General features: G+C 27.1%; 8 protein-coding genes and 1 pseudogene. 4 read left to right on the top strand and 5 right to left on the bottom strand.

The features are described from left to right. Positions 1-111 precede the first annotated feature (111 nt). Entirely contained in the window at positions 112-930 is an 819-nt protein-coding gene (locus E6248_RS08075; protein ID WP_316340310.1) for a hypothetical protein, read from the top strand. Then, positions 902-1,888 (top strand): hypothetical protein, encoded by a 987-nt coding sequence (locus E6248_RS08070; protein WP_316340309.1) that lies wholly within the window; start codon positions 902-904, stop codon positions 1,886-1,888. The genes E6248_RS08075 and E6248_RS08070 overlap by 29 nt, the downstream gene beginning before the upstream one ends. Positions 1,889-1,929: 41 nt before the next feature. On the opposite strand, the gene E6248_RS08065 is transcribed toward E6248_RS08070, so the two are convergent. Then, positions 1,930-3,810 carry a cell wall-binding repeat-containing protein gene (locus tag E6248_RS08065; protein ID WP_316340308.1) on the bottom strand — a complete coding sequence of 627 codons (1,881 nt, stop codon included), beginning with the start codon at positions 3,808-3,810 and terminating at the stop codon, positions 1,930-1,932. A gap of 228 nt (positions 3,811-4,038) precedes the next feature. Here E6248_RS08065 and E6248_RS08060 point away from each other — a divergent pair, with 228 nt between their 5' ends. Both E6248_RS08060 and E6248_RS08055 read left to right on the top strand, forming a co-directional pair. Next, positions 4,039-5,592, top strand: coding sequence for a cell wall-binding repeat-containing protein (locus tag E6248_RS08060; protein ID WP_316340307.1), 1,554 nt, complete (start codon positions 4,039-4,041; stop codon positions 5,590-5,592). Positions 5,593-5,675: 83 nt separating this feature from the next. Beyond that, a complete protein-coding gene (locus E6248_RS08055; RefSeq protein WP_316340306.1) occupies positions 5,676-6,680 on the top strand; it encodes an LCP family protein in 1,005 nt (334 codons plus the stop codon). Positions 6,681-7,649: 969 nt separating this feature from the next. Here the strand turns inward: E6248_RS08055 and E6248_RS08050 are convergent. From E6248_RS08050 to E6248_RS08040, 4 genes and pseudogenes are all read right to left on the bottom strand, one after another. Then, on the bottom strand, positions 7,650-9,086 hold the full coding sequence (locus E6248_RS08050) for a flippase (protein WP_316340305.1): 1,437 nt from the start codon (positions 9,084-9,086) through the stop codon (positions 7,650-7,652). A 164-nt stretch (positions 9,087-9,250) separates the two neighbouring features. Continuing rightward, positions 9,251-9,354: pseudogene (locus E6248_RS16395) on the bottom strand (NAD(P)-binding protein); the annotation flags it as partial. 48 nt (positions 9,355-9,402) lie between these two features. Continuing rightward, positions 9,403-10,449, bottom strand: a complete 1,047-nt coding sequence (locus E6248_RS08045; RefSeq protein WP_316340304.1) for a glycosyltransferase family 2 protein — start codon at positions 10,447-10,449, stop codon at positions 9,403-9,405. Then, a partial coding sequence (locus tag E6248_RS08040) for a hypothetical protein (RefSeq protein WP_316340303.1) occupies positions 10,439-11,338 on the bottom strand: 900 nt, incomplete at its 5' end. The genes E6248_RS08040 and E6248_RS08045, both read right to left, overlap by 11 nt.

Below are 11,338 nucleotides of genomic sequence, written 5' to 3'. Positions count from 1 at the left end.
AATAATATATAAATATAAGAAATAAATAAAATTTGAACTTATGTAGTTTACGTTCAGTTCGTTAACTAGAAAATTAAAGAAAAATCAAGTTATTAATTAGGAGGATTTATTATGAGGTTAATACTTTCACATGATGTTGACAATTTAACTAGAAAGGAGCATAAAAATGATTTAATAGCAATTAAGATGGTAATTAGAGCTTTTTTAGAACTATTTTTATTTAGAATTAACTTCTCTACTTTTTTTGCAAGAATAAAGCTTATAATGAAAAATAACTTAACTAACATAGTAGAGCTAGTAGCTTTTGATAAAAAATATAATATTAAATCCACTTACTTTTTTGCATCTTCTAATGATAATACTTTAGCATATAAAGCTGATGCTGCAAAACCACATACTAAATATATTTTAGAAAATGGTTTAAATGTTGGTATACATGGAATTGCTTTTGATGATTTTAATAAGATGAATGAAGAATATAATAAGTTTAATAAAATACATAGTACTGAGAATATAGGAATAAGAATGCATTATTTAAGAAGAAATAATGATACCTTTTCTTATATGAAAAATATAGGCTATACCTTTGATACTACAGAATACTCTCCAGAATTAAAACAACCTTATATAACTAAAGATGGGTTAATAGAGATTCCTTTTCACATTATGGATAGTTATCTATTCCAAGAAAATGGACTACAAAAATACAATTTAAAATACGCTATTGAATATACTAAAAATATAATAGATAAAAATATTGATAATGATATTATTTTAAACGTAAACTTCCACCAAGAATACTTCTCTAAGGGATGGGATGATTGGAAGAATTGGTACATGTGGCTAGTAGAGTATTGCTATAATAAAGGCATAAAATTTATGAGCTATCAGGAGGTAGTGAATGAACTGGAATATAAACAAACTAGATAAAACAGATAATGAAGTATTATCCTTATGGAATAACTTTGTAGATGAATCTCCAGAAGGTACTTTCTATCATAAAAGTTATTGGCTTCTTAATAATATTGGCAAAGATTATAAGTCAGCGCAAAACTATGAATTATATTCAATAACAGATAAAAATAATAAATGGATTGCATCATTCTATATTTCTACATCTAAAAAGTTTGGAAAAGAGTTTATTGTTATGCCTCATATGACTCCTTTTGGAGGTGTACTGGTATCAAAATCTATTCATAATTTATCTATAAGTAAAAGAATTTCTAATATTAAAGATATAAATGAGTTATTTATAAGTAAACTTAGAGAAAAAACCTTGCTATACTATAGCTTTTCACCAGAACATACTGATATTCAACCTTTTATATGGAATAAGTATACAACTTCTATTAGATATACTTATAGGGTTCCCTTAATAGATGAAAAAGTTATGTGGAACAATTTTCAAGAAAAGACCTCTGTAAATAAAGGAAATAAACTTAATGCTAGAATTAAATGGGGTTTTGACGAGTATTTAGATTTATATTTTGAGCTAAATAATAAAAGCTTCAGCAGTCAAAATATAAGTAATTTCGATAATAGCTTAACTAAAGAATTATTAATTAACTTAAATAGAAATAACAATTGTATCATTGGAATAGTCTTTGATGAAAATAACACTGCTGTTGGCGGCTGCGTATTAGCTTATGATACTAAGAGAGCTTATTATATAATGGGTGGCGTAGATAGAAGTAATAACTATGGAATGTCCTTCTTACTATGGGAAGCAATGCTTTATACTAAAAATGAACTAAAGTTAAATTCATTTGATTTTGAAGGTTCTATGATACCATCTATAGAGAAGTACTTTAGAAAGTTTGGTGGTGAACTAACACCATACTATACCCTAAATTCTATATTGCTTACTATAAAAAATTATATAAAATAAAAAATAGGATGGAAAAACCTTTTGGTCACCCATCCTATTTTTTATCTAATTGATCTAATTCCTAAATCATATAATGCATTATCAGTTACTATAGTCTTTCCACCTAATACATAAAGGTTTTGAATTGATCCTCTACTACTTGAAACTATATCCTTAACTTCTTGTTCAGCATATTTAGAGTTAGATAAAACTACAAAGCTATTTTGCTTACTTGCTAAAGCTGAAGAAGCTAACGCATCTGGAAAATCTAAGCCTGCGGCAATATATAAATTACTTAAGTCTAATTCATTTTTAAACTTATTAAATATCGCTTTATTAGTAGCATATCTATTACTTCCGCCCAATCTTTCTACACCTGAAAAATTATTAGCTACACTATTAGATATTGCACCTGTTCCACCAATTACATATGTTTTCTTTATATTTAAACTCTTAACATAGTTTAATGTTTCTTTCGGGATATTATTAGCTTGAGTTAATAATATAGGCATATTTCTCTTCCCAGCAATTGCTGAAACAGATAATCCATCAGCAAAGTCTAAGCCAGAAGCTAATGCTATTTCCCCTGTAGTACTACCTAGTTCTTGAGCTATCTTAACTGAAGTCTCATATCTATTTTGTCCACCTAATCTCTTACTGCTTATTCCCATATTTGAAAGTTCTTTTTCTACTGATGAAGGTATAACCCCTGTTCCACCAACAATAAATACTTTTTTAACACCACGAGATTTAAGTAAATTAGTTAAATCTGCTTGATTTTTTAGCGAAGTATTTTTTGCTAATAAAATAGGTGCATCGTATTTACTTGCAAGAGGCGTTGCACAAAGGGCATCTGGATAATCAAGTCCTGAAGCTAATACTACAGTTTCTGAACTATTCCATCCCTTCTTAAAAATTTCATAAGAAGTTTCATATCTAGTTGATCCATATAATCTATTTGCAACTAATGGATTTTGATCAAATAAATAAGAAGTGGCTCCATCTGCTATTGCTCTAGCTAAAGTATCCTGATAGCTTGCAGTTTTCATCTTATTTGCTTCATTTACATTAGTTATAAATCCAGACTCAACTAATGATGCAGGCATTTTAGTATTTTTTACAACATAAAACTCTTCCCACTTAACTCCCCTGTTATTCGCTCCTGTATATTCTATTAACTTATCTTGAATATTACTTGCTAAAGGCTTATCCACACCTTTGTAGTAGTATGTTTCAATCCCTGAAGCACTTGTAGCTCCAGCTGAGTTAATATGTATTGAAATAAATATATCTGGATTACTAGTATTAGCTTTATTAGCTATATCCTGCAGTGAAAGGAACTTATCAGTATCTCTACTCATAACAACTTTTATACCCTTAGCCTCAAGTTTTGCCTTAACTTTTAAAGCAATACTTAATGTTAAGTCTTTTTCTTTTAATCCATTTGCTACAGCCCCTGGATCATAACCACCATGACCTGCATCTACATATGCAACAAATTGTGAACTTGACCTTGAATCCATATAACTCATAGATCTAGCTTGCTTTTCTTCTGATTCATGTACATATACTTCTTTAATATAATATTTATTTTCCTTACTACCAACTAAAAAAGTCGTTCCATAGTTAATTCCTTTAATAACATTACCATTAACCTCTAAAATTTCATTATCTTCAGAAGTCCATAAAACGCCTTGATATTTTTCAGAATCTGATAAATTAATGCTTTCACCATACTCTAAATAAATACCATCTTCAAACAAAACATTTTCTTCACCATATCTAGCTACTATTGATTTTAGTTTTTCTTCTACAATCTCAGAATTACTAGTATATGCATTTGCTTTAACTGTAAATACTCCAGTAAATAAACCTATAGCAACAGTTAATGTAAGTATAAATGATATTATTTTTTTATAATTTCTGTTTTCCAAAACCCCCATCCTTTCAAACACATATATTTATTGATTTATACAATATGTATTAATTATATATCAAACTCTCGCTATCCTCAATGTTCATATATGAGAAATTTGTTAAATTAAGTCTATCATGTGTATATTTAATCTAATTTAATCTAATTTTATTTGTTAATATTTAGATAATATGATTTTTATAAACTTTCAAATGTGATATAATTTTCTCTATTAATAGAAATATAGGAGAATGTTATGAAAAAGAAATGTATAAAAATATTATTACTATCATTATTATTTTCGTCATTGCCTATTATAAATGCTTATGCGGCAAATGTAGAATATGTAGCTGGCAAAAACAGATATGAGACAGCTGCAATGATATCAGACAAGCTTAATTATAATTCAGCTATTCTAGTTAATGGCTACTCATTAGTAGATGGTTTATCTGCAAGTGGATTAAGTGGTGCTACTAATTCACCAATTCTTTTAACTGAAACCAATAATATTCCAAGCTCTACTTTATCTAAATTATCTAAGGCAAATAAAGTATATCTAGTTGGTGGAGATGGTGTTATTTCAAAAAACATTGAGAATAAATTAAAACAGTCTGGAAAAACAGTTGTAAGACTAGGTGGAAAAGATAGATTTATAACATCTCATTTAGTAGCAAATGAAATTAACAATATAAAAGGAATATCGGAACTATATTATGTTAATGGTTTAATAGGAGAAGCAGATGCTATGAGCATAGCACCAGTTGCTGCTAGAAGTGGTAACCCTGTAATATTAACTAATGGTCGTGATACTACTTACAAAAAGCAAGTTAAAGCATATTCTATAGGCGGTACTGGTGTAATAAATACTAGCTTTGATAGTTTTTCTGAGAGAATTAGTGGTATAAATAGGTTTGAAACAAATAAAAAAGTTATATCAAAATTTTTCCCAAGTAAAAATAACGTTAACTTAAGTAAATCACTTGAACTTATAGACGCCTTGACGGTCTCAGCTTTAAAGGAACCTGTTGTTTTAGTAGATAACAACTCAGATAAATCTTCTATTGCTGGTGCAAATAGTTTAACTGTCTATGGAGATATTAGCCAAGATGCAGTTAATTCAGCTAAGAGTTATACATATGGTGATGCAGTTGTTTTCTATTCCCAACATCAAGATGATGAAACAATTTTTGCTGGCAGTACTGTAGTGGATGCAATAAAATCTGTTGGAGCAGAAAATGTTTATATTGTATTAATTACTGATGGTGATGAAAGTGGAGTTTTCACAGCTGAAAGATACAGACATCTAACTACATTAGAAAAATCAACTTTAAGAAATAATGAGTTTAAAGCAGCTACTTCTCAACTAGGAGTATTAGAAAAAAACTTAATCTTCTTAAATCAACCTGAAAAGACTGTTGATTTAAAAATGTTAGAGAATACAATTCTTGATTTTGAAAATAAATACTCTACTGTTACCCATATAACTCATAGTTATAAATATGATTCCCATTCTCAACATCTTAAGACCGGTAAAAAAATGTTAGAATTATACAAAAAAGGATTAATTGAGGATTGTAGGTTCTTTGGAAGGAAAGAATTAATTCCAAATACAAATAAAAAGCTCTTAATTAATAGTGTTGCTGATACAGAAGATGAAAGAAGTAAAGTATTAATGGCATGTTATGAATATAAAGTAGATAATAAAGACATGGTAAGGGAAGGAATAGGATATAAATCTGTAGCCTCATTATTTGATCCATTAACTGCTAATCCATTAACTCCTTCTTACTTACATGAACCTGGATTATAATATAATTTATTACAAATAAATTACTTGAATTGAAAGTGTACTAACTACTGTGGTAAAATATCATATTGAAAGGGAGTGTATATATGTCAAGAAACGAAATTGATACACATAAAAAAAGGGGAAAGAAAAAAAAGAAAAAATCCTTAGGTTTTAAAATATTTATAGGCTTCTTGTGCGTAATTTTAGCATTAGCTGTTGTTGGTGGCGGCTATTTTATTGGACTTTTAAGCAAAATGGATAGCATTAAGCTTAACAAAGATAATCTTGGAATAGTAGAAGATGATTTAAAGGATTATAACAACGTAAATAAAATTAAAAATATAGCTTTATTTGGTGTTGATGCTGTTGATGGAGAAGGTGGACGTTCAGATTCCATAATGATAGCAACTGTTGACCCAGTTCACAATAAACTTAAGCTAACATCTATAATGAGAGACTCTTATGTAAATATAGATGGATACGGAATGGATAAAATAAACCATGCTTATGCTTATGGTGGTCCAGAACTTGCAATAAGAACAATAAATGAAAACTTCGGGTTAAATATTAAAGATTTTGTATCAGTTAACTTCTCTTCATTGCCTAAGATTATTAATATTCTAGGTGGAGTAGATATAGAAATTACTAATGATGAGTTGCAATACATAAACGGATATATAGATGATATCAATAAAAAAGATGGAACAAATTCTTCTCATATTACTTATGCAGGTGTTCAGCATCTAGATGGTACACAAGCTCTTGCTTATTCTAGAATTAGATATACTGCTGGTGGAGATTATAAGAGAACTGAAAGACAAAGAACAGTACTTGAAGCTTTATTTACTAAATTAACTTCAGCATCTATTGGTTCATATAATTCATTATTAAATGAAGTTTTACCTTATGTTCAAACTAATTTAAGTACAACTGACATCCTTTCATTAGGTACTAAGGTTCTTAGTTCAGGAGTTAATTTAGAACAAGATAGATTCCCAAGAGATGGCTATGGTGAAGGGGCTAATATTGGCGGAGTTTATTATCTAACTTTTGATATTGAAACTGCAAAACAACAAATGAGAGATTATATATTTAATGATATTAGATAGTACTCTATTAAAAATAATTCTATCACTTATGTTAAGTTGATAGAGTTATTTTTAATTCGCATCAATAATAAAACTTTATTATTCTAAAATCACAATTGGAGGCATCTTATAGAAAGAGTTAAATGGATCGATATTTCAAAAGGAATTTGAATGTTATTAATTGTAATAGGACACTCTTTAGGTAGTTTTTCTAGTGGATATCTATCTAAAAAAATATAGGCAAGTACTATTAATTACAACTTTATTCAGTTATACGGAAGATGTTCATTAGTTGCATTATGTTTTCATTTAATAGACTTAAATATTATTGGTATTAGTAAGCTATTAAATAGCTTACTTGTGAATTTTATTGATATTCATATTGTAACCATTATAGTCATTATTTATAGACTTGTATTTACTGTACTTGCAATTATCATTGTTAAAAATTCTTTTTTTACAAAAAAATAATTAGAATAAATTAAAATACTATTGTCTCAACTAAGTCTAATTAAATGGACAGTTCTTAAAAAGACTCATTAATTATAATCCGTACACCTGACTTCAATAGGTGTACGTTTTTTAAATACACCTTAGAATCTTTCATTATTGTACCAATTAATATATATTAATTATACTTTCTGTGTCTTCAAAAAAATAATTGATGAATTATCTAACTTCTCAAGTGGCCGAAATAACTTTCTATGCAGCTGATATCGTAACAAATCCCTTTCCTAGTCATACTATATATCATGTTATTTTCTCGAAGAATTTTTTAAATATTCAAGCTCTGCTTTTAACTTTAAATTTTATTCTTTTTTAGCATAAAAACCACCCCGCTAAATAGATCTTGTAACGATCTTTTTAAGTTATCTCTACTTAACAGGTCTTACTTCACTTTTTTAGATAGGCTTTTTCTTTTAAAAAAGTATTAATAAAAGTAATCATTATAAATAAAGAATTAGATAGTTTTTATAAAATAAAAACTATCTAATTCTTTAACATTTTCTTTAAATAACCTACAAAATTTTGCTTATGATAAATCCTAAATAGTATAAATACAAATAATAAGTAAGTTAAACCTCCAATTGAAACTTGAAGTATAGTTGTTAATATTTTTGCGCCCATATTAACTCCAATTATTCTAACTATTATAAACATAATTATTGCTGCTGGGAAAAATATAATAACAGATTTTATTAGCTCTTTAATATCCAAGAACTTTCTTAAAATATACATTTCTGTAATCGTAACTGTTATTTCTGCCAAAACTATAGTTATGCAAGCTCCTATACTCCCCATATGTTTTAGTAATATAAGATTAAAGACTAAGTTAACAATCGCACCCGCTGTTACAGATAAAGTAAACTCTTTTGTTTTATTTAAAGGAACTAAAAGTTGTGTTCCAAAAACATTTGACCAACTAATCGCTAATATTATTACACAGCTTATAATTATTAATGTTTCTATTCCTTCAAATTCTTTTCCAAAAAACCATGGTGATAATTCCTTAGCTATTCCTAACAATCCAAATGTAAGTGGAATTGAAATAAAATTCATAAAAAAGAAAGAATTCTTTATATAATACTTAACTTTATCCATATCCCCTGACGCAACTGTATTAGATATCTTAGGCATCATAACTGTTCCAATTGCAGTAGCTACTGTCAATGCCATTCTTACTAATTTTTGAGAGTTTTCATAATATCCTACTTGTATAGTATCTGTAAAAACTCCTAATAATGTTCTACTTAATAACAAATAAACTTGTATTGCTATTTGTGGAATAAATAAAGCTATAGAAGCTTTTAGGTGCCCTGCTATCCCTTTAATTCTAATATTTTTAATTCCTATTTCCTTAGGAACATATAGCCAAAATGTCATATTTCCTAATAAGTTAGATAAAGCTAATATTAAAATATAAATTACTAAGTCATCTATGTTTTTTACAAATATAAAAATACTTGCAAGTGATATTAATTTTACTATTGTATTTCTTAATACAGTTTTTTTAAACTGCTCAAGCCCCATAAATAACCAAGATATATCTATTAAAGCTGCTAATATATTTATTCCTTGAACTAAATATAGATTTCTATATCCTTCATCAGTGAATGTAAAAGCAAATAGTAAAAATAATCCTCCTGATATAAGCATTGTTATTACTTGGACTGAGTATATTGAATAAAAAGTATTTTTTAACTTTTCTTTATTATCCCTTACATAAGCTATTTGTCTATTTCCATATAAAGTCACACCAACCATTCCAAATAAAACAAAATATTGGACATTCGCAAAAGTAAAGGCATAGTCTCCTACACCCTTTGCTCCCAATACATTGGATACATACGGAACTGTTATTAAAGGTAATATTAATACTAATATTTGATAAGACAAATTATATAAAAAATTTTTTAAAACTTTCATACTATTCTACCCTTCTAAGTTCTTCTTCAACTGCCTTTTAATCTCTTTAAACTGCGTTATTTATATCATAATACTTATATTTTGCTAATCTTCTACCAAAAATTATATTGGTTTCTTTATCAGCTCATTCTTTATATTTGACGTTACTCTCTATATTATCGCAATATATTTCCACCTATATGATTTCTCTTATCTACAACTAAACATTTCTTCATCTTTTATTTTCTTCATATAAAAATATTGATCCAAATAATCCATCTACAACTATTAAATTGGGTTATTTACTTTAAGCAATAAAAATAAATCTTTACATTATCTATGATTTCTTTAAATATAACTTTAATTTAAAGAATATATATATACCTATAGAACATTGATGCTTTGCCAATAATCTTAAAATTCGATAACTTTTAGGTAAATAAAATGTTTTACTATCATTAAGATTTCTATATATATCTTTATTATCATTTAAAAATTTCTTTATGTCACTAACTGGACTCCCATTTTTATACGATAGATTACAATAACAATATATTAACAAGTGATATAATTGTCTAAGCATTCTGAATTTATATGCTTCCTGAAATTTATTTCTGTTTTGTAAAGATAAATTCAAAAATTCCTCAAACTTTTGCGTACTTATGTTAATTTCGTATAATGCATTTTCACGATAACTATGACAAATTGAATTTTCAACAACTGAATAGTTATACCAACATTTTGAAACTACCCCTACTTTATTAACCTTATCTAAGCAATATAAATTAAACAAAGTATCTTCTGATAAAATAAGAGATTCATCAAATATAATACCAGTTATAGACTTTCTTCTAAACATTTTTGCCCAAGGAGCTACAATTCCTAAGCAATTCTTCAAATATTTTGTATCTTTAGTTGAAAATCCTGATACAAATAATTGTTTTATTTTTTCTATCTCTGTATTTTGATATAATATTATATCTGAACATTCAGGTAGATGCTTAACCTCTTCTACTTGATAACCACCGATAACAATATCTAAACTATATTCATCCATATATGAAACAGCTTGTGATATAAAATCTTTTGATATACTATCGTCCGCATCAACAAACGTAATATATTCTCCATTTGCTTCAATTAATCCTAAATTTCTAGCAGATGAAGCTCCCCCATTTTCCTTATGTATTATACGTACTTTTTCTATATCTTTTCTGATCTCATACAATACATCCTTATACTCTTTAGGGTTTCCGTCATCCACTAAAATAATTTCATAGTTTTTATATTCTTGTGATTCAATAGATTTTATACAGTTGATTAAATACTTTTTTTCAGTTTTATAAACAGGTATTATAATCGATACTAAATCATTATTCTTCATTATTTTTCTTTAAATTATTCCTTTCTTTAACATTAAATATAGAGTAATTCAATCCAATCAATGTACTATTAAAAGCAATCATAAACGGGTTTGTTTCCGAAATTGCATATATTAAATATACAAAGACTATTATTAACATATTAAATTCACCATAACATATTAACTTACGTAAATAATAGATAACTCCAATTAATATAATTACCGATACAACAATGCCAAAATTTATTAATATCCATGCATATGCATTGTCTAGGTAGTAATATCCTTTTGGCATACCTGGAAGTGCTATATCAGTACCAGTACTAATTGCATTTCCAAATAAATTCACACCATATGCCTTTAAATATTTTTTTATCTGCCATATTCTTGTAACCATTGTACTCATACGTAATTTATTAGGATAAACCCAAAAATAACTAGACAATATTATAAGAATTGTACTTGAAAAAGTTAATAATATAATAGACATATTTTTAATTTGATTATAATTAAATTTTCTTTTAATTATATTTTCATATATAATTGTCAAAAAAACTACCATTAATGACATTAATAATGCTGTATTACTATCGGTTGCCTTATATATAATAGTTGCAGTTATTGTACTTATTATATATTTTTTATACTCATTAGTTTTTCTTTTTATATACAAGTACTGACATATCATTTGAAAAGATAATATTCCAAGAGTATTGGGATGGCTAAACCCAAAGCCGTATCTAATTTCCCCACTATTTCCTCTAATAACATTTCCATTGTCAATTATATTTCCTGTTGCTAAAATAATTATTAATCCAACAATAATAATTTGACTAATCAATGATATTTTGTTAAACTTATCGAAATTAATTTTTTTAGAACTAATAATTAACACCAATCCACTTAATAA

The organism is Clostridium sp. (assembly GCF_032552055.1).
GTDB lineage: Bacteria > Bacillota > Clostridia > Clostridiales > Clostridiaceae > Clostridium.
The sequence above is the reverse complement of the archived record's forward strand: the minus strand, read 5'-3'. Positions and strand labels throughout refer to the sequence as shown.

What these genes read in the sequence shown, in the direction of transcription:
- E6248_RS08055 (WP_316340306.1), top strand. Translation starts at nt 5,676, where the DNA reads ATGTCAAGAAACGAAATTGATACACATAAAAAAAGGGGAAAGAAAAAA.
- E6248_RS08075 (WP_316340310.1), top strand. Translation starts at nt 112, where the DNA reads ATGAGGTTAATACTTTCACATGATGTTGACAATTTAACTAGAAAGGAG.
- E6248_RS08045 (WP_316340304.1), bottom strand. Translation starts at nt 10,449, where the DNA reads ATGAAGAATAATGATTTAGTATCGATTATAATACCTGTTTATAAAACT.
- E6248_RS08070 (WP_316340309.1), top strand. Translation starts at nt 902, where the DNA reads ATGAACTGGAATATAAACAAACTAGATAAAACAGATAATGAAGTATTA.
- E6248_RS08050 (WP_316340305.1), bottom strand. Translation starts at nt 9,086, where the DNA reads ATGAAAGTTTTAAAAAATTTTTTATATAATTTGTCTTATCAAATATTA.
- E6248_RS08065 (WP_316340308.1), bottom strand. Translation starts at nt 3,810, where the DNA reads ATGGGGGTTTTGGAAAACAGAAATTATAAAAAAATAATATCATTTATA.
- E6248_RS08060 (WP_316340307.1), top strand. Translation starts at nt 4,039, where the DNA reads ATGAAAAAGAAATGTATAAAAATATTATTACTATCATTATTATTTTCG.